The sequence below is a fragment of the Pseudomonas sp. BN606 genome (assembly GCF_029873115.1).
Classification (GTDB): Bacteria; Pseudomonadota; Gammaproteobacteria; order Pseudomonadales; family Pseudomonadaceae; genus Metapseudomonas.
Genome location: NZ_SSOF01000070.1, coordinates 91,424 through 113,176 on the forward strand (window position 1 = coordinate 91,424; position 21,753 = coordinate 113,176).

Here is a 21,753-nt window from a genome sequence, read left to right on the forward strand (position 1 = left end):
CCGTCGACCCGCTGGGGAGGCGGGCCGTGAGGAGGGGAACTGGGGTGTCGATCAGCGCCAGGCGTAGTCGCTGAACAGCTCGCGCAGGGTTTTCTTGCTCACTTTGCCGGTGGCCGTGTGGGGCAGCTCATCCAGGCGTTCACTGGCGTCGGGCAGCCACCATTTCGGCACCTTGCCCTCCAGGAAACGGATCAACTCCTCGTGGCTCGGCGCGGCGTCTGCTTGGCGTGGCACCACCACCAGCAACGGGCGTTCGCTCCAGCGCGGGTGGGCGACGCCGATTACTGCCGCTTCGGCTACTTGCGGATGGGCCATCACGGCGTTTTCGATCTCCACGGAGCAGATCCATTCGCCGCCGGACTTGATGACGTCCTTGATACGGTCGGTGATCTGCATGTAGCCGCGCGGGTCGATGGTGGCGACGTCACCGGTGTCGAACCATTCTTCGGAACCCTCTTGACCGAAGTAACCGCTGCGCACCCAGGGCCCGCGTACTTGCAGCGCTCCGGAAGCCTGGCCGTCATGGGGCTGGAGTTTCCCGGTCTCGTCGACCAGGCGCATTTCCACGCCGAACAGTGCCCGCCCGGACTTGAGCAATTGCGGGCCGCGTGCGCTGTCATCCAGCTCGGCATACCAGGGTTGATAGCGGTTGTAGCTACCCATGGGGCTCATCTCGGTCATGCCCCAGCCGTTCTCCAGGGCGATGTTGTGCTGGGCCATGGCTTCGATCAGTGCCAGGGGGCAGGCGGCGCCGCCGCTGACGGCGCGTTTCAGTGTGGGCACGGCGATGCCGTGGGTGGCCAGGTACTGGCTGATATTGGCCCAGAGGGTCGGTACGGCCAGGGAGAAGGTGACGCCTTCATCGTTGATCAGATTTACCATCGCCGCCGCGTCACTCACCTTGGGACCGGGCAGGACCAGCTTGGCGCCTACCATGGCGGCGTTGTACGGCATGCCCCAGGCATTGACGTGGAACATCGGCACCAGCGGCATCACCACGTCCAGGGCGCGCAGGCCAACATTGTCGGCCATGTTCTGCGCCATGCCGTGGAGCACGGTGCTGCGGTGGCTGGTGAGTACGCCTTTTGGATTGCCGGTGGTGCCCGAGGTGTAGCAAAGGCCGCTGGCCTGTCGCTCATCGAGTTCCGGCCAGGCATAGCTGTCCGCCGCCTGCGCCAGCAGCGTTTCGTAGCTGAGCAGGTTGGGCAGGCTGCTGGCGGGCAGCTCGTCCTCCGCGCAGAGGGCAATAAAGCGCCGTACCGAGGGGAGTTCGTGCTGCAGCGTTTCCACCAGGGGAATGAACTGCGGGTCGATGAACAGCAGATCGTCCGCGGCATGCTGGATGATGTAGCGGATCTGTTCCGGGAACAGCTTGGGGTTGATGGTGTGACACACGCGCCCGGAGCAGGGCACGGCGTAATGCAGTTCGAAGTGGCGATGGTCGTTCCACGCCAGGGTGCCGACCCGCGCACCCGGAGGGCAATCCAGGGCATCAAGGACGTTGGCCAGGCGGGCCACTCGTGCAAATGCCTCGGCATAGCGATAGCGATGCACACTGCCATCGGCAAACAGGGAAACGATTTCAGTATCGGCCGCAACCTGGAGTGCATGCCGCATGATCGCGGTGATTCCCAAGTTGAAATTCATCATCAGGCCTTGCACGGGCAACCTCCTGCCTTGTTCTTGTTTGGGCATAGAGGCTGGCATCCGGTCGGTCACAGCCTCTCAATCGGGTCAGAGCAAGGGCTGTGCCAGAGGCTTTCGGTGACGGGGATTTGTGGATTTAAAGTCTTTTGTTTCAAATGGATAGGTGATTGGTGAGTTGATCGCCCACCTCACCAAAACCCCCTCGTTTCACGTCTTCCAGTTTCAGTTCTGTAATGATTTTTCAGGGTTGAAATTTCGGTCGCAGCTGCCGGTGGTGGGCGCGAAACGGCGGGAGCTAGGTTGAACGCCCCGCGCGCAGGCGTCGCCACAGGGTCGTGCGGCTGATGCCCAGTTGTCGCGCCGCTTCATCGAGGTCGCCGTCGCAGGCATCCACCACCCGGCGGACATGGGCGATTTCGCTGGCCTTGGCGACGCTGCGCAGCGCCTGGTCCGACGTATCCGGCTGGTCCGCCGTCGGCACCTGGGCGCCCGGCTCGAACAGTTCGGGGAACAGGGCGCGCAGGCCAGCCGGGTTGTCCTGATCGTTGTCACCGAGGGTCTGCGCCGACAGCGCCGCGCGCTCCACCAGGTTTTCCAGTTCGCGAATGTTGCCGGGCCAGCGGTGCGCCTGGAGGCGCGGCATGAGTCGGTCCAGCAGTGCCTGGCCAGCGTTGGCGGCCGCCATCGGAAGCGCGAGCCGGTCGAGGATGGCGCCGGCCAGCAGGCGGATATCCCCGAGGCGTTCGCGCAGGGGCGGTACGACCAGGCGGAGTATGTTCAGGCGGTAGTAGAGGTCCTCGCGGAAGCGGCCATCGGCAATCCGTCCGCGCAGGTCGCAATGGGTCGCGGCGACCACGCGTATGTCCACCGGGGTCGGCTCCGAGGCGCCCAGACGCAACACTTCACGCTCCTGCAGCACACGTAGGAGCCGGGTCTGCAGGGTCACGGGCATGTCACCAATCTCGTCGAGGAACAGGGTGCCGGTATGCGCCGCTTCGATCAGGCCTGACTTGCCGCCCTTGCGCGAACCGGTAAAGGCGCCTTCCTCGTAGCCGAAAAGTTCGCTTTCCAGCAGCGCTTCTGGGAACGCCGCGCAGTTGATCGCCACGAACGGCCCCGCCTGGCGCTGGCCGGCGTTGTGTAGGCTCTGCGCGAGCAGCTCCTTGCCGGTGCCGCTTTCACCGGTAATCAGTACGGTGGAGTCCGTGTCGGCATAGCGCCGAGCCAGTTCTAGCAGGGCACGAAAATCGGCGGCCTGCCCGAGGAGCTGGTCGAAGTGGTAGCGCGCGGTGAACTGACGGGGGCGCGCCTGACTGCGGATACGGCGGTCGGCGCGCTGGATGGCGTTCGTCTCCTGGCAGGAGATCACCACACCGTCGGGTTTGCCATGCTCGATGACCGGGGTGACATTGGCGACCAGGGTTCGGGTACCAACGCGGACCAGCCGGCTCTCTTCGCTTTCGCCCTGGTTCAGGCTGCTGCTGATGTCGAGTTCCGGCATCAGCTCGGCGAGAGGACGCTGCCTTGCCCACTCGATGGAAATGCCGAGCAATTGCGCCATACGCGGATTGATCGATTGAACGATGCCATCGGCGTCAACGGCGATCACGCCATCGCTGAGGTTGCGCAGCACCGCGCTCAGGCGCTGCTGCTGGATCAGCGCCTGGGTACGGCTGCGGCAGATCGCCAGCGCTTCGTCCAGCGTCCGGCGCACCGCGTCGGCATTTAACGCCAGCACACCCTGGGCGCCGGCCGCTTCGGCCACTTCCACTGCTGTGGAAGAGCCGACTATCACCCGATAGCCCTCATCCACCAGTTCGCGAATGCGCTGACGTGCCTCGTCGAAGTTGGTGTAAGTCGCCTGACGGAGGTCGACGGTGAACAGTGACGCCATCGCGTCCAGTTCCGGGTGAGCCTGCTGGAAGCTGACGATACCCACCTTGGTGGCCCGTGCCCTGGCCATGTCCAGGGCGCGGATGAGGTCGTACTCGCCCATGCGGATGGACAGGATGGTGGTGCCGATATGGCGCCGCAGGTAATCAGCGGTGGCCCCGGAGCAGATGATCAGGTCAACGTCCTCGCGGCTTTCCAGCTCCTTGCCGGTGCGTCGCAGTTCGGTGACCGTCGTCTCGACGATTTCCACCTGGGCGCGTTGGTGATAATCGGGCACCACCTGCTGGACGATCCGAGCCATTCGGCTGGCGCCTTCGGGGGCACGGAGGTGGGTGATGAGGGCGACGACTCGGGGCAGGTACTGCGCATCTGGCATGGTCGGGTCCGCTGGTGTTCTGGCTTTTCTAGCCTGAAACAAAGATTTCAGATCTGCAATGAGCAAGGGGGCTGATAAGTCAGGGCAGGCTTCAAGATTCGCCATAAATCGTTGTTATTAAAGGAGTTATAAGAATTTATAGAGAACTGGAATAGCTCTTGCTCTCTCACTCGTAAGTCATCACCCGTGAGCAAGAGCTGCCGATGTATAGCATTCCCTCCGCAGGATCCGGCCCGTACCGGATCGACATTCCAGACGCCCTGGCGCCGCTGGCTGAATTTCTCGCCCAGCAGGTCGGCTGTGAGCGTGTCCAGATCGAAAGCTGCGAACGCCTGTCGGGCGGCGCCATCCAGGAAAACTGGCTACTGAAGGCCAGGTTGTCCTCGGGCTCCTGGCAAGCCGAGCGGCGCTGGGTTCTGCGCACCGATGCGCCGTCCTCGGTGGCGGTCAGCATGGACCGGGCGCAGGAGTTCGCCGTGTTGCAGGCAGTGCACCAGGCAGGTGTGAAGGCGCCGGAACCGCTCTGGCTGTGCCGTGATACGCAGGTGATCGGGCGCGATTTCTTCGTCATGCAGGCGCTCGGCGGTACGGCCAGCGGCCATCGCCTCGCCACCGATCCGGCCCTTGAGCCAACCCGCGCAGCGCTTTGTCGCGAACTGGGCGAAAGCCTGGCGCTGCTGCACCGGATCACGCCTGAACATCCGGCGCTCGACTTCCTGCCGGCCGCCGCTGCCGACCCGGTACAGGCGAGCATCGACCAGTACCGGAGCTACCTCGACGCACTGCCGGGCAGTCACCCGGTCATCGAGTGGGGGCTGCGCTGGTGCGAACTGAACCGCCCCGCGCCGGTCCCCTCGCGGCTGATTCACCGGGATTACCGCACCGGCAATTACATGGTGGACCGGGGACGGCTGGCGGGTGTGCTCGATTGGGAGTTCACCGGCTGGGGCGACCCTCGCGAGGACCTTGGCTGGTTTACCGCACGCTGCTGGCGGTTCGCCCGTCCAGACCGGCTGGCGGGCGGAGTGGGGGAGTTGGGTGACTTCCTCGACGGCTATGCAGCGGTGTCCGGCTATCGTCCCGGCGCAGAGGAGCTGCGCTTCTGGCAACTGATGGCCCACCTGCGCTGGGCGGTGGTGGCGTTGCAGCAGGCGCAGCGCCACCTGACCGGGCAGCAGACGTCCCTGGAGCTGGCGCTGACCGGCCGTATGGTGCCGGAGCTGGAGCACGAAATCCTCATCCTCAGTGGAGCCACGTCATGAGCGCGCCGAACGCAACCGAACTCTTGGCCACCGCTCGCAGCCTGCTCCTTGGGGAGCTGCTTCCGGCGCTGCCCGCGAGCCTTGCCTATGACTGCCGGATGATCGCCAGCGCCATGGCCATCGCCGCACGTGAGATCGAGCGGGGTGATCGCGCTGCTGACGTCGAATGCGAAGCCCTGGCGCAGGTACTGGAACCGCGCGGATTGGCAGGGCTGACTCGGGACGACGCAATGGCGTTGCTAGCGCAGTTCATTCGCCAGGGCATCTTCGATCAGCCCGGAGGCGAACAGGCGCGCTTGTTGGATGCGCTTGCGGACATCACCCGGGCACGCCTCGGCATCAGCAATCCCAAGGTGCTCAACGATGCACGCTGAGTCCGACGTCCGGCGGCGCCGCTGCTACCTGGTCAGGCACGGGCACGTCGACTACTTCGACGCACAGGGGCGGCCACTGGACCCGCGCGCCGTAGCGCTTTCGCGCACGGGAACGCAGCAGGCGTGGGCGCTCGGGCAGGTCTTGCAGGATGTTCCGTTCGACCGGGTGCTGTGCTCCGACTATCCACGTGCCAGGCAGACGCTCGACTTGCTGTTGCAGGGGAATCAAGCCCCGGTGGAGTCCATGCCCGAGCTTCGTGAGATTCGCGCAGGACGCCTGCGCGAGATTCCGTCCGAAGCGCTTCGGGAGCAGGTGGTTGGCGCATACCGTGCAGCGGGTGTCGCCGGGGCGCGCTTCCTCGGCGGTGAGCGTTGGGATGACTTCCAGCGCCGCGTGCTCAGCCTGTTCTTCGAATTGCTGCAGGACCCGGCCTGGGACAGCGCCCTGATCGTTAGCCATGACGCGGTCAATCGCATCCTGCTGGGCTGGGCGGCGGGCCTGGGGCTCGCCGGTATCGCCGCCTTCGAGCAGGACACCGCCTGCCTAAACGTGCTCGACATCGATATGCGTGGCGACCAGGTACTTGGCGCCCTCATTCGCACGCTCAATTTCACCCCCTACGACCCACACAAGGCCGGTATCCACGGCACTGTGCTGGAAAACCTCTTCCTGGCCATCGAACCGGCCGGGCTGAGGGCTTGAACCTTTTCACCACAGGAAATCACCCATGAACTTTGCGCTTTCGGATGACCTTCTAGACCTGCAGGCCCGTGTACGGGAATTCATCGCCACGGAGATCATCCCGCTGGAGAACGACCCCCGACAGACGCCGCACGGACCATCCGGCGAGCTACGTCAGGAACTGGTGGCAAAGGCCCGCGCACGTGGCCTGCTGACTCCGCATGCCTCTCGCGAAATGGGCGGGTTGGGACTGTCACACACCGCCAAGGCAATCGTGTTCGAGGAGGCCGCCTATTCGCCACTCGGCCCGACCGCGATGAACATCCATGCCCCCGACGAGGGCAACATCCACCTGATGGAAGTCGTGGCGACCGAGGCGCAGAAGGATCGCTGGTTGCGCCCGCTGGTGCAGGGCCATATCCGTTCCTGCTTTGCCATGACCGAGCCAGCACCAGGCGCTGGCTCCGATCCGTCGATGCTGGCCACTACGGCCGTGCGCGACGGCGACGATTACCTCATCAATGGCCGCAAGTGGCTGATCACCGGCGCGGAGGGTGCCAGTTTCGCCATCATCATGGCGCGTACCGAGGACGGCAACGCGACTATGTTCCTGACTGATACCGACCGCCCCGGATTCATTCTCGAACGAATGATGGATTCCCTGGATAGCTGCTTCACCGGCGGCCATGCGGTGCTGCGATTCGAGAACCTGCGGGTGCCCGCCAGCGATGTACTGGGCGAGGTTGGCAAGGGTTTCCGCTATGCGCAGGTACGGCTCGCACCTGCGCGCCTGACCCACTGCATGCGCTGGCTGGGGCAGGCGCGCCGTGCCCATGACGTGGCCTGTGCCTATGCCGGCCGGCGCCAGTCGTTTGGCAAAGTGTTGGGCGAGCATCAGGGCGTCGGCTTCATGCTTGCCGATAACGAGATGGACCTGCTTACCACGCGCCTCGCCATCTGGCATTGCGCCTGGGTATTGGACCAGGGTGAACGCGGGAATTCCGAGTCGAGCATGGCCAAGGTGATCAGCTCCGAAAGCATTTGGAGAGTGATCGATCGCAGCGTGCAGGTGCTGGGTGGCCAGGGTGTCACCAGCGAAGCAATTGTCGACCGCATCTTCCGGGATGCACGCGGATTCAGGATTTACGACGGCCCCAACGAAGTGCATCGCATGAGTCTGGCGCGCAAGATCCTGGCGCGTGTGCAAGGCGGTGCCCAATGAACCGTTCGCCGCTGCTGGCTTTCGATCTGCGCGGGCGGCGGGCCCTGGTGACCGGCGCCTCCAGCGGATTAGGCCGGCACTTCGCGCGGGTGCTGGCCGCCGCCGGTGCTCGCGTCGCCGTCGCAGCGCGGCGGGTAGAGCGTCTGGATGAACTGGTCAGCGATATCCGTTTCAACGATCACGAGGCCCGAGCCTATTCATTGGACGTGACTGCCCGCGCATCGGTGGTGGAGTGCCTGGATGCGATCCAGGCGGACTTCGGCGGTCTGGACATCGTCGTCAACAATGCCGGAGTCAGTGATACGAAACGCGTCCTCGACTATCGCGATGAAGACTGGGACGCCGTTCTCGATACCAATCTGAAAGGCGCCTGGATGGTCGCGCAGGAGGCCGCTCGAAGAATGGTCGAGGCGGGGCAGGGTGGCAGCCTGATCAACGTCACGTCGATCCTCGCATCGCGCGTGGGCGGGGGCGTTGGTCCGTACTGCGCCGCGAAGGCCGGCCTCAGCCACCTGACCCGCTCCATGGCACTGGAACTGGCGCGCTTCGGCATTCGCGTCAACGCCCTCGCGCCGGGGTACGTGGTGACTGAAATCAATGATGGTTTTCTCGCGAGCGAGGCGGGCGAGCGCCTGAGAGCGCGCGTACCGTCGCGACGTTTCTGCACCTACGAAGACCTCGAAGGGGCGTTGCTGCTGCTGGCTTCCGACGCCGGGCGCGGAATGAACGGGGCCGAGATCATCGTGGACGGAGGACATGCCTGCTCGGGCCTGTGACGAAGGATGCGATGCCCGCTGGGCATCGCACCTCCCGATGGGATCAGGTCGTCAGCACGACCTTACCGATGTGGCCGCCGGTATCGAGCAGACGATGAGCATCGCTGGCTTGCTGCAGGCTGAAAGTGGCGCTGACCCGAGGTTTGACCCGACCCGACTCGATCAGCGGCCAGACGTGAGCCTGCAGCTCCGCCATGATTGCGCCCTTCTCCTCGTGACTGCGTGAACGCAAGGTAGAGCCGAGGTGAGTGAGGCGCTTGGTCAACATGGGGAAGAGGTCGACGTTCTGGGCCGGCCCCTTCAGCAGGCCAATCTGTATGATGCGTCCGTTCATGGCGGCGACTTGATAGTTCCGGCTCACGTAGTCACCGCCGATGATGTCGACCACCACGTCCACGCCTTTGCCAGCCGTGGCGGCCAGCGCCGCCTCAACGAAATCCGCTGTCTGATAGTTGATTGCGACGTCGGCACCCAGGGCCAGGCTGGCCTGACGCTGCTCTTCGTTGCGGATGGTGGTGATCACAGTGGAGGCGCCGAATGCACGGGCCAGCATGGTCGCGGTGGTGCCGATACCGGAGGCGCCTCCGTGGATCAGCACACTATCGCCTGCCTTGAACTGCCCGCGTTGGAACAGGTTGGTCCAGACCGTCATGAAGGTTTCCAGCAGGGCGGCCGCCTCGGTGAGTTCCAAGCCCTTCGGCAATGGCAGTGCGTTGCGTTCGTCGGCCACCGCATATTCGGCGTAGCCGCCGCCGGGAATCAGCGCCATCACCTGCTCGCCGATACGCAGTCGGGTCACGCCTTCGCCCAGCGCCACGACTTCACCAGCGACCTCCAGGCCAGGGATATCCGAGGCACCGGGCGGCGGGTCGTACAGGCCCTTGCGCTGGAGTACGTCAGGGCCGTTGACGCCGGCGGCCCGGACCCGGATCAGGACCTCCCGACCCCGTGGTGCGGGCGTGGGGCGGAGGGTCGGCAGCAGCACTTCCGGCCCGCCCGGCTGGCTGATCTCGATGGCGGTCATATGCTGGGGGAGAGGGGGATTGTGCATGTCATGAACCTCGATGACGGGAGATGCCGAGCATCGTAGGAGCGCGGGATGGCACCGTCGCGCAGTGTTTTCACAAGCCCTGTTTGCAGGAATGCAGCAGGAGGAAGGCGAAATGAACTGGAACGATGCAAGAGTGTTCCTGGCGATGACCCGGCAGCAGACGCTGCGTGGCGCCGCCCGGGAACTGAACGTGGACCAGGCGACGGTTAGCCGGCGGATCGCCGCCATGGAGCAGGCGCTTGGCTCGACCCTGTTCCTGCGCACCTCCAGCGGATTCCAACTGACAGGGGTAGGGGAAACCGTCCTGGAAGCGGCCGAGCGTATGGAAACCGCGGCTTTTGAGCTGGTACGCCGGGCACAAGGGCGCGACAAGGCGCTCTCCGGCGAAGTGCGGGTAACCACCACCGACTCCCTGGCCGTCGATTTCGTGATTCCGGCCATGGCGCGCGTGCACGCCCGCTATCCGGATGTGAGGGTCAATCTCAACAGTTCATCGGACGTGCTCAACCTCGCTCGCCGCGAAGCCGATATCGCCATCCGCACGCGCAAGCCGGACAACCCGGACCTTGTGGTACGGCGCCTGGCCAGTTGGCCTATGGGGCTGTTCGCCTCGGCGGGGTACCTCGATGTCCATGGCACCCCCGAGCCCGGCACCGGGTTCCTGGGGCACGACCTGGTGATGTACGAACCCCACTTGGCCGAAGGCCGCGGCGTGACCCTGGTGGACGAGTCGGCTGCATCCGGCCGGATCGTTACCGCAGTGAATTCCAGCGTTATGGTCCGAAACGCCATAGCTGCCGGTCTGGGCATGGGCGAGCTTCCCCTGTACATAGGCGAACGGGATGGCTTGGTCCGCGTCTGGCCCACTCGTGCGCGCAGTCACCCTTACGAGGTCTGGATGGTCACTCACGGCGACCTGCGCCATACCGCCAAGATCCGCGTCGTGATAGAGGCAGTTTTGATGGCTTTTGAGGGAGTGGCATCGTGTGATTCGTGAGTCAACAAACTCACGAAGCGGCTCTCTCCCGACGGCGGAATGGCCTTGGCGCTGGACATGCGCGCCGCACTCAAATGGCCTGGATTACCTTGCCTAGTGAAGGCGGCTCAGATATTCCCTGGTTTATACCTGGCACCAGGCTCGACTATCCGCCGGCATCAGTTGATGGCTGCTTTAGGTCGTTTGGTTATGGGGCAAAGCTGGGGCAAAAGCGGCGCCGGCGAGAGCCGCTTGGGACCGACCAGCAATACCCGGGTGCTGATCTAGAGCGGCCTGGTGCGGCATCGGGGGTTGGCCTCCAGGGTTCGAATCCCTCAGTCAGTGCTCGGCAACTGTCAGGGCGCCCATTTGCGGGGCGCTTTTTTGTGTCCGGAAGCTCTCGGTCTGTCCAATCCCGGTGGGACTGATCCGTACGCTGGTACAGATTTGGTACATGGTGCAGAGGGTTTCGCTGGAAGGTGCACCATTATTGGTCTGGATAGATGATTATTTCCGATCCATCATCGGCGCCACGGAGAAGCGGCGGGACAGGGCAGGGCGCGTGGATGCTAGCGCAGAGGCCGGTTTAGAAAGGCTGGTCATATGTCTCGTTTCCAGCCGTGAAGGCCCATTTCCGGCCTTTACTCAGATGTCGGCGCTACATTGTAGGACTGCGGGAGAGTCATGTAGCACCGAGAGAGAGGCATGGGGACTATCACGGCGAGGCCGCGGAAAAGCGGCGGTATTGGTTACACGGCGTAGATCAGGATCAAGCGCGAAGGGGCGGTAGTTTATCAGGAAAGCCAAACCTTCGACCGCAAGCATCGATAACACCCCGGATTCTCCGGCCAAAAGGCCGGATGGTTGCCCACCCAGGGGTGGAAACTATTGGACGCTGTTTACCCCGAATTTCTGGAATGTTCTGCACGCTGTCTTACACTTGAAGGTTGGCAACCTGGAAACCTTCGTGCTGCTCGTACTGCGCTGTCGTGGCGTGCAGCTGGTGGCCGACCACACGCTTCGAGCGGTTCAGCTATATCCCATCAGCGCCGTCCAGGTCATTTTCGCTCCTAACAGGAGAAACGCCATGACGCATACCTGCGTTCGTCCCTCGCCAGTACGACGGAATGGAATCGCGGTCGGGAAGGTGCTGTTTGCAAGCTTGGTTTTGGTCCTGCTGGCACTTGCAGAAAGGCCGGCGCACGGGCAGGTCTTGCTCACCGAGACGACATGGGGGGGGACTGGAGCCGAAGTCGCAACCGCTGTCGCCACGGCCGCCGATGGCAGCGCGTACCTCGTCGGCTCGACGGATAGCTTTGCCTTCGACCAGTTCGGCCAGCCCGCGACGCGAATGTTCATCGTCAAGCTCTCGAATGGAGCAGTTATCTGGCAGCGGATCTGGAACGGCCCGACCATCGTCGGGGTGACGGATGCGTCTGTGGCGGTCGCTGTCGACGGATCAGTTTACGTGGCCGGCATCACCGCAGACGGTGGCGGAGACGCCGTGCTAATGAAATTCGATCCGAACGGCAACCTGCTCTGGGTGCGGGCCTGGGGCGGTAACCAATCCGATAGCGCCGGCGCGGTGGCGACGCACAGCGACGGCTCCGTCTACGTCGCGGGCCGGACAACCAGCTTCGGCCCGAGTTCCGCCGGGGTGTTCGTCCTGAAGTTCGATCCGACGGGCACTCTTGTCTGGCAACGGCTCTGGGACAATGCCGCCGGCTTCGAGGCGATGACTGTCTCGCCAGACGGCAGCATCTACGCGGCCAGTTCGAAACTGCGGGGAAACGATCTCTCCCAGTTCGATGTGATGGTGCTGAAGCTGACGTCAGCGGGCGCCCTGGTCTGGGCGCGGACGTACGGAGCAGGCGAGGTCGTGGATGCGCGCGGTGGAATGGCCGCCGCCGCGGATGGGTCCATTTACACGGCTGGCGCCATCCAGGCGGCGAAGGGCGGCGGCATCATCGGCATCAACGCGCTGGTCCTGAAGATCGGGTCCGATGGTAGCTTGTTGTTCGGCAAGGAATGCTGCACCAAGGGCGGCGACACCGGTGAAGGCATCGCGGTGGCGCCCGACGGCTCGATTCTTCTCGCCGGCACGACGACAGTGTTGGGCGTTGGCTTCCAGGATGCATTCGTCGCGCGTCTGGAATCGACGGGCAAGAAGGTGACGGCCGCGGCAACCTGGGGTGGCACCGGCTTCGAGAGCGGCGGCGGGGTTGCGGCTGCGGCCGACAACACGGTGCGGCTTGCGGCGACGACGAGCCAGGGCCCGCCGTATTCGCTGCTGGACGCATCGCTGAAATTGTCCGCGCCGAAATTCACCGTCGCGACCCCTACGGGAGCGCTCGTGGATCCGGCAGGCACAGTTTCGATTCCGCCACACGGGGCGTCCGTACCGGCCGGCAGCACGACCTACAGCGGAAACTTCGAGTCGGCACTCATATCGCTCACGCTGCCGTAACCGGTCAGCGTCGCCAGAACGGTGAGGGCGGATGTAGCGCCTCCCGGTAAATCGCTCGGCCCAATGCCAACGAGACGCCCGGCACCGCCATGATGGCCAATTCGATGCGCGTGGTCGACTTGTCGATGCTGACGGGGCCGGAGCCGGCCACGCCCACAGCCACCCTTCAGGGCCGGCGGAGCCGAGCCGTTCTGATGAGATGCCCACGGTGGCCTCCTGAGGGCCCTCTAGACGGCGCCGGACAACGGCGGTGACCAGTTAGCTGGTTCACAGCGATTACCGCTAAAGGTGTGAGATGGCCTGCCCAATTCAAAGCACCAGTCCCTGGGGCAGGGGGTATTTTGACCGTAGGGGGTGTCGCTGGTCCCTTAGGTTGCTGCAGTGCCTGCTCCTGATGTCAGCCGGACAACCCGTTACCTTGGCCCAACAGTCATCCGAACCACGCACACAAGCCGGCATGCTCATCTGGTCCGAGCCCCGGGGGCAGAGGACGTCCGCGTCGTTGATGGCGAGGGGAAGCCTCGCAGCCTGGCCGATTTCCGAGGGAAGGTGCTCCTGCTCAACCTCCAGGCCACTTGGTGCGCACCCTTCCATCAGGAAATGCCGACCCTGGATTGCCTACAGGCGAATCTCGGGGGCAACGATTCTCAAGTCGTAGCGCTCTCGCTCGAGCACGACGGCGTACCGGCCATACGGGACTTCTATCGGTAGATCGGTATTCAGCACCTCGAGATCTTCGTCGATGAGCGGATGCAATCCATTCAAATCCTCGGCGCCTTCGGTTTGCCGGTCACTCTGATGCTGGACCGCGAGGTGCGGGAAATCGGCCGCAAAGCAGGTAAGGCCGAGCGGGACAGCTCGGAGGTCATTGAGTATGTCCGGGCGTACCGGCCTCCACCCCGAGCGTCCGTGATGAGCCTTAGCGATATTGGCATTCTGAGCGCGCTTGCTGCGGGCATGATCTCGTTCCTATCGCCCTGCGTACTGCCCTTGGTATCCGATTACATGTGCTTCATTGTCGGCCGCTCGGTGTACAAACTGCAGGTCCTGGAAACCCGCCGGGAACGGTTGGTGGTGATCGGCATGAGCCTGTGCTTCGTGCTGGGCTTTTCCACCATCTTCATTGCGCTGGGCACCGGCACCACCGCCATGAGCCGGCTGCTGATCGCCTATCGACAGGAGACCAACCTGATTTGGCGGCGTCATCGTGATCGCTTTCGGCCTGTTCATTGCCGGCCTGATCACCCCCCCGCTGGCTAAACAGAGACGTGCGCTTCGTCCATCAACTGCAGTCCCGTGGCGGTCCGCTAGCGGCCTACGTCTTGGGCATGGCGTCCGCCTTTGGCTGGACACCCTGCATTTTGGTCCGATCCTGGGCAGCATCCTGGCGCTGAGCGCCTCCACCGACCGAACCGGCACCAGTGGTGTTGAACTGCTGTCGATCTACTCGCTCGGCCTGGGACTTCCATTCCTGCTGACGGCCTGGTTCACCAATCTGTTTCTGGCCCACCTCAAACGCCTGCGGCGTTGGAGTGGGGCCATCCACATCGGCGCCGGCGTCATCCTGATCCTCATGGGGGCGCCATGATCATCGGGCAATTGACCGACTTCGCCTGGTGGTTGCTGGAGGTGTTCCCCATCCTCGGCAGGATCGGCTAGCGAGCATTACTCCCCAAGAAGTAGACCGCCTTCGATCACTCAATACCGAGTCAGCTAGTGAGCATTGACGGTGATCAAGAAACTACTTCGCGATTGGCGCTTAGCTTGAGAAGAGGCATAGGCCAGTCTGGCTCACGTACGCCGCCCCTCGCTGGAGCTGATTCACCATGATGAACGCTAAGCGGTTTACCTCTCTTGCGTTGGGTATATCCCTGGTTGCCAATCTGGGGCTGGCCATGGCAAACCCGACTGGAAGCGTCTACACGGCCAACGAACGGGCTACCTCCATCAGTCAGGTGGATCTTGCAACAGGCGAGGTGAAAACGGTTGCCTTGCCAATTGCACCGCACAACGTACAGGTATCACCCGACGGCAGTTTGCTTCTCGTGGTTGGGATGTCCGGACATGCCGGGCATTCGAGTGGTGAAAACGCCGGTGGGCAATTGCTGGTATTTAGTACCACCGCACTGGATAGACCCCAGTTCAGCCTGCCGGCAGGCGAGCATCCAGCTCATGTGGTTACCGACTCAACTGGCCAGCGGGCTTTTGTGACCGATTCTGCCGCCAACCAGGTACGGGTCTTCGACCTCAAACAGCGAATCGAGCAGCCCGGCATTCCGACTGGGCGCTATCCCCATGGACTGCGTTTGAGCCCGGATGGCCGAACGCTCTACGTGGCTAACATGAAGAGCGACAGCGTATCGCTGATCGACGTGGCAACGCGCAAGGAGACTGCGCAAATTCCAGTCGGTAAAGGCCCGGTCCAGGTCGGTTTTTCCCCCGATGGCCGCCTCGCGTTCGTGTCGCTTAATGCCGCGAACCAGCTTGGCCTAATCGATACAGCCGGACGCAAGGTGATCGGCAAGGTCGATGTAGGTCGCACGCCGATCCAGATGGTGGCCACCGTTGACGGCCGCCAGATCTATGTGGCGAATCAGGGCAGTGGTCAGAATCCGGACGATCGAGTCTCCATCGTCGATCCCCAAACGCGCAGCAGCATCGGCACCGTGACCACCGGCAAGGGCGCCCATGGTGTGGCCATCAGCACCGATGGCGCTTATGTGTTTGTCAGCAATATTGATGCAGGCACCGTATCCGTCATCGATACGAACAGCCGCAAGGTCGTTGGCACACACAAGGTCGGCGCCGGGCCAAACGGAATCAGCTACAAGCCGTCGAGTGCCCAATAGCCCATCGATGCGCAGCGGGTAATGGGACCTGAGCACGAGACGGGGAATGAGCATTCACGCCGGCGTGGACAATTGAATGCGTCGCCAGGCGAGGCCTGGCGCCAAGACCAAGCCATCAGGCTTTGAGCATTGTTAAGGAGATGATGATGTCCAACGTTCGTAATGTACTGATCGGATTCTTTCTGGCGGCAGCGTCTGTGGGAGCCATGGCGCAAGACACCGATGAACACTCGGCACATCACCCGGCCGATGCTCCAGGAGCAGCGACCACCGAGAAGATGCCTGCTCAGCAAATGGACAAGGAACAGATGGCGGCGATGGACCAGCACATGAAGGCCATGCAAGCCATGCATGAAAAGATGGCTGCAGCAAAAACGCCAGAAGAGCGTCAGGCGCTGATGGCCGAGCATATGAAACTGATGAAGGGTGGCATGGCCATGATGAAGTCCATGGATGGTGGAATGCCGGGGATGGGGGGAATGCAAGGCGGCAAGGGCATGGGCGGGGACATGGCCGCCCGTCAGGAGATGATGGAAAAGCGCATGGACATGATGGAGTCGATGATGCAGATGATGATGGACCGCATGCCCCCTGCACCGTCGAAATAGTTCATCACCATTCCGAGGAGTCGCTATGAACCCTCATTTCGATGAACACGGCTCACCACCCAGCTTCTGGCGTTCACGGTACGCAATCGGCCTGGTGGTGATCGGCGGGGTCGCCGTCTACTTCCTGCTAACCGAGCACTTTGCCCATGTCGTCGGGGCCCTGCCGTATCTGTTGTTGCTCGCCTGCCCGCTGATGCATGTCTTCATGCATCGAGGGCACCGGGGGGGCCATCACCAGGGCCAGGGCAAGCCAGCCCCCTTCAGAAAGACCGATACCCGCAAACCGGGAGATCCATCATGAACCATGGTGAAACCGCGTATGGCCTCTGGTCGCTGGTTTTTATCAACTCAGCGATCTTCATCATGTTTGCATTCAGTTTCTTCAAACCAGCGACCGCCAGAGACTGGAGGAGCTTCGGCGCATTCTCAGCGTTCATCGTTGCCTTGTTTGTGGAAATGTATGGCTTCCCACTGACGATCTATCTGCTGTCAGGCTGGTTGCAATCCAGATTCCCCAACCTCGATCTGCTTTCCCACGACGCGGGTCATCTGTGGTCGACGTTGCTCGGTGGCCAGGGCAACCCACATTTCAGTGCATTGCACATTGCCAGTTACCTGTTCCTGGGCTTTGGCTTCTATCTGCTTTCAGCCGCGTGGAGCGTGTTGTATCACGCGCAACGCCGGCATTCTCTGGCAACGGCAGGGCCCTATGCCTGGATCAGGCATCCGCAGTACGTGGCCTTTGTGCTGATTCTCCTGGGCTTTCTGCTTCAGTGGCCGACACTCCTGACGCTGGCGATGTTCCCAGTGTTGCTGGTGATGTACGGGCGCTTGGCGGTTTCCGAAGAGCGGGACATGCGCAAGGAGTTCGGCGCGGCTTATGACGCCTATTCCCGTACTACGCCCAGGTTCATTCCGCGCCTGCGCGAAAGGTTCGGTGCGGGTCAGAGAGGCTGAAATCACGACATGACAGGTGCGCTGCGCTTCAACCGTTAAGGCCGGTTGCAGCCTTGAGACCGCACGCAATCTGGAGAAAGGAACCCCGGCCAACCTGATGGCCGGCCGGGTGCGTGGATCGAACCGAGGGGTCAGTTACCGGGATATTCGGCAATGACTTGGTCGGTACCGGCTTGAGTCAGGCCTATGACCTGATAGGCATCTTGTTTCCCACCTACCTCCATTCCGGGCGAACCGGCCGGCATACCAGGCACAGCAATCCCCCGCAGATCGGAGCGCTTGCTGAGTTCAACTATTTGAGCGGCCGGGACATGACCTTCGATGAATTTGCCGTCAATCACAGCGGTATGGCAGGACGCCAAGCGAGGGGCGACACCCAGGCGCTGCTTGACCGAGGTCATATCCGCCTCGACATGATCGATGACCTTGAAGCCATTGGCTTCCAAATGTTCGACCCATTTCTTGCAGCAACCGCAACTAGCGCTGCGGTGGACATCAACCGTCAGCGCTTCTGCTGCCTGGGCAGCGGAAACCAGGAACAGCGAGGCGAGCGCGACAAGTCGCAATGCTCGATGAGACTTAGCTTTCATGCACATGCTCTTTGCCATCGGCGTGAATGTGTTTTTTCGGAGCCGGTGCGGTGTCATCCTGAGCCTGCTCGGCCTCGTGATGGGAGGCCTTGCCTTCCTCGCCGGCATGGTGATCTTCACCGCCCTGTCCGGCGCCATGGTGATCATCGCCTGCCTGGCCAGCATGGTGATCTTCACCCGTGCTGTCGTGATGGCTGCCACTGGAAACATTGTCACCGTGCTGGCCTTCGTGGTTATGCATCTTGGATTCGCCGCCGCCGTGCTGGTGACCACCGCTACTGGCGACCAAGGCGCGATACTGCTCAGCGTCCAGCGATGGCAGCTGCTGCAGGAAGGCAACCATGCCCCAGATGTACTGGTCACCCATGCTCTTGCCCCAGGCCGGCATGCCGGTGGCCTTGATACCGTGCTTGATGATCCAGAAGGCGTTGGCCGGATTGCCATCCACACCAACCTTGGTCAGATTCGGTGGCGCTGGATAGAGACTCTGGCTTAGCTCGGTCTGAGCCACGCCGGGAGCGAGGTGACAGCCGATGCACATGGAGTTGTAGTTGCCGGCACCGGCGCGAATCAGCGCTTCATCCTTCAGGTTCGGCACTTCGAGATCCCGTGCACGCACAGCAATCGAGCGCTCCCGGGCCATCGTCAGAAATGCGTGCACCGGTGCCCAGTGCGGGTCGTCAGCGCCTACGTTAACGACGCCCACATAAGCAACTCCCATGATCCCGGCTGCAGCAACGGTGCTCGCAATGGCTAAAGTTTTAATTGTTCTTTTCATGTCAGGTTCTCAAAACCACATCCGGATACCGGCAACAAAGCGTGCCTCGTCGTTGTCCTCACCTTCCTCGCGGGCGAAGTCGGCGGTGTTGCCGTAGTTGCGGTTCCATGTCACGCCTATGTAGGGCGCGATCTCGCGGACGATCTCGTAGCGCAGGCGCAGGCCCACCTCGGTGTTGCCCAACCCCGATCCGATGCCGCGCTCGTGGTCGTTGCGGCCGTAGAAGTTGACTTCCGCCGTGGGCTGCAGGATCAGCCGGTTGGTCAGCAGGATGTCGTAGTCGCCTTCCAGCCTCAGGGCGCTCTGGCCGTTCTCGCCGAGGAAGGCCGTGGCCTCGGTCTCCAGGCCGTACAAGGGCATGCCCTGCACGCCGAAGGCCGCCCAGGTCTGCGGCGAGCCCGGCTTGAAGTCCTGGCGCACACCGGCCACCAGCTCCCACCAGGGGCTGACAGCTCGACCGTAGAGCGCCTGGATTTCGGCTTCCTCGGTCTTGCCGTTGGCGCGTTCGCCTTCCGAGCGGAACCAGAAACGGTTGATGTCGCGGCCTATCCAGCCCGAGGCATCCCAACTCAGCACGCTGGCGTCGTCGGCGTCCTGGTACTCCAGCTTATCCATCAGGAATAGGCTGTTGATGCTGCCAGTGTGCATGTGGTGGGGCGGCAGCTGCGGGAAGGCGGCGGCGCGATCGGCCTCGGTCGGCACCGGGATGGGCGTGCGGCTGCCGTAGTCGGACGGCTGGGCCTGGTTTTTTCCGCTTTGCCCCATCTGGCCATGGTTCATCTGGCTGTGATCCATGGAACCGTGGTCCATCTGGCCATGGTTCATCTGGCTGTGATCCATGGAACCGTGGTCCATCTGGCCATGGTTCATCTGGCTGTGATCCATGGAACCGTGGTCCATCTGGCCATGGTTCATCTGGCGTTGATCCATGGAACCGCGGTCCATCTGGCTATGGTCCATGGCGCCATGATCCATGGTTTCCGCAGCCTTTGCGTTACCGGCTGCGGCAAGGGCCACGGCCAGGGCGATCAAGGCAGGGCGTTTGAGGCTACTGGTCATCGTTACGATCCGTCTTGGGCTTGGCGTCTTTGTCCCGGTGCATGGCGCCGTGGTCCATGTTCTGCATCTGGCCATGGTTCGTCGGCTGACCAGAGGTGGCCTGCGTCTTCTGGTGCTCGTCATGGGCGTTCTGGCCGGCCCAGGCGGCGGGTGCCAGTAGGGCGGAGGCCAGGGCGGCGGCGGTGAGGGGCTGCGCAAATTTGCTCATCGGTCTCTCCTTATTCGGTGACACGGACTTCACGGAACATGCCCATGTCCATGTGGAAGAGCAGGTGGCAGTGATAGGCCCAGCGGCCCAGGGCGTCAGCCGTGACGCGGTAGCTGCGGCGGGTGCCGGGTGGCATGTCGATGGTGTGCTTGCGCACCATGAAGTTGCCGGCTTCGTCCTCCAGGTCGCTCCACATGCCGTGGAGATGGATGGGGTGGGTCATCATGGTGTCGTTGACCAGGGTGATGCGCAGGCGCTCGCCGTACTTGAGCAGCAGCGGCTCGGCATCGGCGAAGGGGATACCGTCGAAGGACCAAGAGAAGCGCTCCATGTGTCCCGTGAGGTGCAGTTCGATGGTGCGGCTCGGCTCGCGGCCGTCCGGGTCGGGGAAGGTGCTGCGCAGGTCGGCGTAGGTCAGTACCCGGCGGCCGTTGTCACGCAGGCCGATGCCGGGGTCCGCCAGCTTGGGCGCCGGGGTCATGGTCTGCATGTCCACCAGAGGGTTGTCGGTTTCCGATGTCGGGTGGGTCTGCATCTGGCCGCCCATGCCGGCCATCTTGGAGTGGTCCATACCCGCCATCTGCGAGTGGTCCATGCCGGCCATCTTGGAATGGTCCATGCCCGCCATCTGCGAGTGGTCCATGCCGGCCATCTTGGAATGGTCCATGCCCGCCATCTGCGAGTGGTCCATGCCGGTCATCTTGGAATGGTCCATGCCCGCCACCTGCGAGTGGTCCAAGCCGGCCATCTTGGAATGGTCCATACCCGCCATCTGCGAGTGGTCCATGCCGGCCATGTCGCCATGCCCCATGGAGCCGTGATCCATGCCCATGTCGGCCATGCTGATCAGTGGGCGCGGGTCAGGCTCAGGGACCGGCGCGCTCAGGCCTTCGCGCAGGGCTAGGGTGCCGCGGGCGTAACCGGAGCGGTCCATGGACTGGGCAAAAATCGTGTAGGCCTCGTCGCCCGCGGGCTCCACAAGCACGTCGTAGGTTTCGGCGACGGCGATGCGGAATTCATCCACGCTCACCGGTTCGACCGGCTGGCCGTCGGCCGCGATAACGGTCAGTTTCAGGCCGGGAATGCGTACGTCGAAGTAGGTCATCGCCGAGCCGTTGATGAAGCGCAGGCGGATCTTCTCGCCCGGCTGGAACAGCCCGGTCCAGTTGCCGTCCGGCGCCTGGCCGTTGAGCAGGTAGGTGTAGGTGGCGCCGCTGACGTCTGCGAGGTCGGTGGGGCTCATCTTCATTTCCGCCCACATCTTCCGGTCGGCCATGGCGGCGGACCAGCCCTGCTCGCCGACGTCGTTGATGAAGTCCCCGACGGTGCGCTTGTGCTGGTTGTAGTAGTCCGACTGCTTCTTCAGCTTGGCCATCACGCGGGCCGGGTCTTCGTCGGTCCAGTCGCTCAGCATCACCACGTAGTCGCGCTGGTACTCGAAAGGCTCCGGTTCCTTCGGGTCGATCACGATGGGGCCGTACACGCCCACCTGCTCCTGCAGGCCGGAGTGGCTGTGGTACCAGTAAGTGCCGTGCTGCTTCACCTGGAAGCGGTATTCGTACATGCCGTCCGGCGCAATGCCGGCAAAGCTGAAGCCCGGCACGCCGTCCATGTTGGCGGGCAGGATCATGCCGTGCCAGTGGATGGAGGTATCTTCGGCCAGGCGATTGCGCACCCGCAGGGTCACGGTGTCGCCTTCACGCCAACGTAGAATTGGCCCCGGAATGGTGCCATTGATCGCCATGGCCTTCCGCGCGGAACCTGTAATGTTCACCGGGGTTTCCCCAATGAACAGGTCGAATTCGGTACCGCTCAGCGCGGTGGGCTGACCTGGACTGGTCACCGCCCAAACAGGGGTGCGCCAAAGGCCCAGTCCGCCCAGGATGCCGCCAGCGGCCAGGCCCTTGACGAAGGTTCGCCTTGAGGTTTTGCAATGCATGCCGTGTATGTCCAATGAGTCAATGGAGCCAGCGCTGAA

Annotated in this window: 22 protein-coding genes and 1 pseudogene; 15 read left to right on the forward strand and 8 right to left on the reverse strand. The window is 63.0% G+C overall.

The annotated features are described in order from the left end of the window. Nucleotides 1–51 precede the first annotated feature (51 nt). Together E8E75_RS12945 and prpR are read right to left on the reverse strand one after the other, a co-directional pair. Complete coding sequence (locus E8E75_RS12945) at nucleotides 52–1,662, reverse strand: long-chain fatty acid--CoA ligase (protein WP_280359093.1); 1,611 nt, start codon at nucleotides 1,660–1,662, stop codon at nucleotides 52–54. A gap of 280 nt (nucleotides 1,663–1,942) precedes the next feature. After that, nucleotides 1,943–3,916: a propionate catabolism operon regulatory protein PrpR gene (prpR, locus tag E8E75_RS12950; RefSeq protein WP_280359095.1), complete on the reverse strand. Its 1,974-nt coding sequence runs from the start codon at nucleotides 3,914–3,916 to the stop codon at nucleotides 1,943–1,945. Between the two features lie 203 nt (nucleotides 3,917–4,119). Here prpR and E8E75_RS12955 point away from each other — a divergent pair, with 203 nt between their 5' ends. From E8E75_RS12955 to E8E75_RS12975, 5 genes are read left to right on the forward strand one after another with little or no spacing between them, the layout of a single operon-like run. Then, nucleotides 4,120–5,178, forward strand: a complete 1,059-nt coding sequence (locus E8E75_RS12955; protein ID WP_280359096.1) for a phosphotransferase family protein — start codon at nucleotides 4,120–4,122, stop codon at nucleotides 5,176–5,178. Further along, entirely contained in the window at nucleotides 5,175–5,552 is a 378-nt protein-coding gene (locus E8E75_RS12960; protein WP_280359097.1) for a DUF6285 domain-containing protein, read from the forward strand. The genes E8E75_RS12955 and E8E75_RS12960 overlap by 4 nt, the downstream gene beginning before the upstream one ends. Then, the gene (locus E8E75_RS12965; protein ID WP_280359098.1) at nucleotides 5,542–6,255 is read left to right on the forward strand and encodes a histidine phosphatase family protein; all 714 of its coding nucleotides are present in this window, start codon (nucleotides 5,542–5,544) and stop codon (nucleotides 6,253–6,255) included. Before E8E75_RS12960 ends, E8E75_RS12965 begins: the two co-directional genes overlap by 11 nt. Nucleotides 6,256–6,280: 25 nt before the next feature. Continuing rightward, nucleotides 6,281–7,456: an acyl-CoA dehydrogenase family protein gene (locus E8E75_RS12970; RefSeq protein WP_280359100.1), complete on the forward strand. Its 1,176-nt coding sequence runs from the start codon at nucleotides 6,281–6,283 to the stop codon at nucleotides 7,454–7,456. Then, nucleotides 7,453–8,232, forward strand: a complete 780-nt coding sequence (locus E8E75_RS12975) for an SDR family NAD(P)-dependent oxidoreductase (protein ID WP_280359102.1) — start codon at nucleotides 7,453–7,455, stop codon at nucleotides 8,230–8,232. The genes E8E75_RS12970 and E8E75_RS12975 overlap by 4 nt, the downstream gene beginning before the upstream one ends. 43 nt (nucleotides 8,233–8,275) lie before the next feature. On the opposite strand, the gene E8E75_RS12980 is transcribed toward E8E75_RS12975, so the two are convergent. Next, nucleotides 8,276–9,256 (reverse strand): NAD(P)H-quinone oxidoreductase, encoded by a 981-nt coding sequence (locus E8E75_RS12980; RefSeq protein ID WP_280359143.1) that lies wholly within the window; start codon nucleotides 9,254–9,256, stop codon nucleotides 8,276–8,278. A 139-nt stretch (nucleotides 9,257–9,395) separates the two neighbouring features. Between E8E75_RS12980 and E8E75_RS12985 the strand changes: the two genes are divergently transcribed. From E8E75_RS12985 to E8E75_RS13025, 10 genes and pseudogenes are all read left to right on the forward strand, one after another. Then, nucleotides 9,396–10,280: a LysR family transcriptional regulator gene (locus tag E8E75_RS12985; RefSeq protein WP_280359104.1), complete on the forward strand. Its 885-nt coding sequence runs from the start codon at nucleotides 9,396–9,398 to the stop codon at nucleotides 10,278–10,280. Between the two features lie 684 nt (nucleotides 10,281–10,964). Continuing rightward, a pseudogene (locus E8E75_RS29380) lies at nucleotides 10,965–11,081 on the forward strand (site-specific integrase); the annotation flags it as partial. Nucleotides 11,082–11,346: 265 nt separating this feature from the next. Further along, complete coding sequence (locus E8E75_RS12990; protein ID WP_153920744.1) at nucleotides 11,347–12,726, forward strand: hypothetical protein; 1,380 nt, start codon at nucleotides 11,347–11,349, stop codon at nucleotides 12,724–12,726. A gap of 381 nt (nucleotides 12,727–13,107) precedes the next feature. Next, nucleotides 13,108–13,437, forward strand: a complete 330-nt coding sequence (locus E8E75_RS12995; protein ID WP_153920743.1) for a TlpA disulfide reductase family protein — start codon at nucleotides 13,108–13,110, stop codon at nucleotides 13,435–13,437. Between the two features lie 39 nt (nucleotides 13,438–13,476). After that, nucleotides 13,477–13,986 carry a cytochrome c biogenesis protein CcdA gene (locus E8E75_RS13000; protein WP_256673151.1) on the forward strand — a complete coding sequence of 170 codons (510 nt, stop codon included), beginning with the start codon at nucleotides 13,477–13,479 and terminating at the stop codon, nucleotides 13,984–13,986. After that, entirely contained in the window at nucleotides 13,934–14,314 is a 381-nt protein-coding gene (locus tag E8E75_RS13005) for a cytochrome c biogenesis protein CcdA (protein ID WP_280359106.1), read from the forward strand. Before E8E75_RS13000 ends, E8E75_RS13005 begins: the two co-directional genes overlap by 53 nt. Before the next feature lie 238 nt (nucleotides 14,315–14,552). Further along, nucleotides 14,553–15,575, forward strand: a complete 1,023-nt coding sequence (locus E8E75_RS13010) for a beta-propeller fold lactonase family protein (RefSeq protein ID WP_153920741.1) — start codon at nucleotides 14,553–14,555, stop codon at nucleotides 15,573–15,575. A 146-nt stretch (nucleotides 15,576–15,721) separates the two neighbouring features. Then, nucleotides 15,722–16,183, forward strand: a complete 462-nt coding sequence (locus E8E75_RS13015; protein WP_120650477.1) for a hypothetical protein — start codon at nucleotides 15,722–15,724, stop codon at nucleotides 16,181–16,183. Nucleotides 16,184–16,208: 25 nt separating this feature from the next. Next, nucleotides 16,209–16,484, forward strand: a complete 276-nt coding sequence (locus E8E75_RS13020) for a DUF2933 domain-containing protein (protein ID WP_153920739.1) — start codon at nucleotides 16,209–16,211, stop codon at nucleotides 16,482–16,484. Then, nucleotides 16,481–17,140, forward strand: a complete 660-nt coding sequence (locus E8E75_RS13025; RefSeq protein WP_153920737.1) for an isoprenylcysteine carboxylmethyltransferase family protein — start codon at nucleotides 16,481–16,483, stop codon at nucleotides 17,138–17,140. The genes E8E75_RS13020 and E8E75_RS13025 overlap by 4 nt, the downstream gene beginning before the upstream one ends. A 131-nt stretch (nucleotides 17,141–17,271) precedes the next feature. Here the strand turns inward: E8E75_RS13025 and E8E75_RS13030 are convergent, their stop codons facing one another. From E8E75_RS13030 to E8E75_RS13050, 5 genes are read right to left on the reverse strand one after another with little or no spacing between them, the layout of a single operon-like run. Beyond that, the gene (locus E8E75_RS13030) at nucleotides 17,272–17,730 is read right to left on the reverse strand and encodes a DUF411 domain-containing protein (protein ID WP_256660939.1); all 459 of its coding nucleotides are present in this window, start codon (nucleotides 17,728–17,730) and stop codon (nucleotides 17,272–17,274) included. Further along, nucleotides 17,720–18,508: a cytochrome c gene (locus tag E8E75_RS13035; RefSeq protein ID WP_153920735.1), complete on the reverse strand. Its 789-nt coding sequence runs from the start codon at nucleotides 18,506–18,508 to the stop codon at nucleotides 17,720–17,722. The genes E8E75_RS13030 and E8E75_RS13035 overlap by 11 nt, the downstream gene beginning before the upstream one ends. A 9-nt stretch (nucleotides 18,509–18,517) precedes the next feature. Then, nucleotides 18,518–19,567, reverse strand: coding sequence for a copper resistance protein B (locus E8E75_RS13040; protein WP_280359108.1), 1,050 nt, complete (start codon nucleotides 19,565–19,567; stop codon nucleotides 18,518–18,520). Then, nucleotides 19,557–19,775 (reverse strand): hypothetical protein, encoded by a 219-nt coding sequence (locus tag E8E75_RS13045; protein WP_120650489.1) that lies wholly within the window; start codon nucleotides 19,773–19,775, stop codon nucleotides 19,557–19,559. Before E8E75_RS13045 ends, E8E75_RS13040 begins: the two co-directional genes overlap by 11 nt. A gap of 10 nt (nucleotides 19,776–19,785) precedes the next feature. Then, nucleotides 19,786–21,714 (reverse strand): copper resistance system multicopper oxidase, encoded by a 1,929-nt coding sequence (locus E8E75_RS13050; RefSeq protein ID WP_280359110.1) that lies wholly within the window; start codon nucleotides 21,712–21,714, stop codon nucleotides 19,786–19,788. Between the last annotated feature and the right edge of the window lie 39 nt (nucleotides 21,715–21,753).